At 68.4% G+C, this 554-nt stretch carries 1 pseudogene; it reads left to right on the top strand.

The features are described 5' to 3' along the window. Positions 1-554 (top strand): annotated as a pseudogene (locus ACXJKJ_RS31735) (phosphoribosylformylglycinamidine synthase); the annotation flags it as partial.

The raw sequence follows: 554 nt of genomic DNA, 5'->3' as shown, positions 1-554 counted from the left end.
GCCGATGCCGCCGCGCAGGAAGCGGTGATCCGCGCCCTGCACGACCCGATGACCCAGTCCGTACTGGCCCAGGCCGAACAGGCGCAGGCGCTGTTCAGCGCGCCGGCCCGTGGCGAACTGGAGCGGATCGCGCTGGAGGACCTGGAAGCGGCCAACCGCCGCCTCGGCCTGGCCATGGCCCAGGATGAGATCGACTACCTGCGCCAGCGCTTCGGCGAGCTGGGCCGCACGCCGTCGGACGTCGAACTGATGATGTTCGCGCAGGCCAATTCCGAGCACTGCCGGCACAAGATCTTCAATGCCAGCTGGACCATCGACGGCGCCGACCAGTCGCATTCGCTGTTCCGGATGATCAAGAACACCCACCAGCAGACCCCGCAGCACACGTTGAGCGCCTACAGCGACAACGCCGCGGTGGTCGCCGGTTTCCCGGCAGCGCGCTACCGTCCGGACCCGGCCAGCGGCGAGTACCGCAGCGAAGCGGTGGTCGATTCGGCGTTCTGCATCAAGGTCGAAACGCACAACCACCCGACCGCGATCGCCCCGTTCCCGGG

Source organism: Roseateles sp. P5_E1, assembly GCF_054049335.1.
The sequence above is the reverse complement of the archived record's forward strand: the minus strand, read 5'-3'. Positions and strand labels throughout refer to the sequence as shown.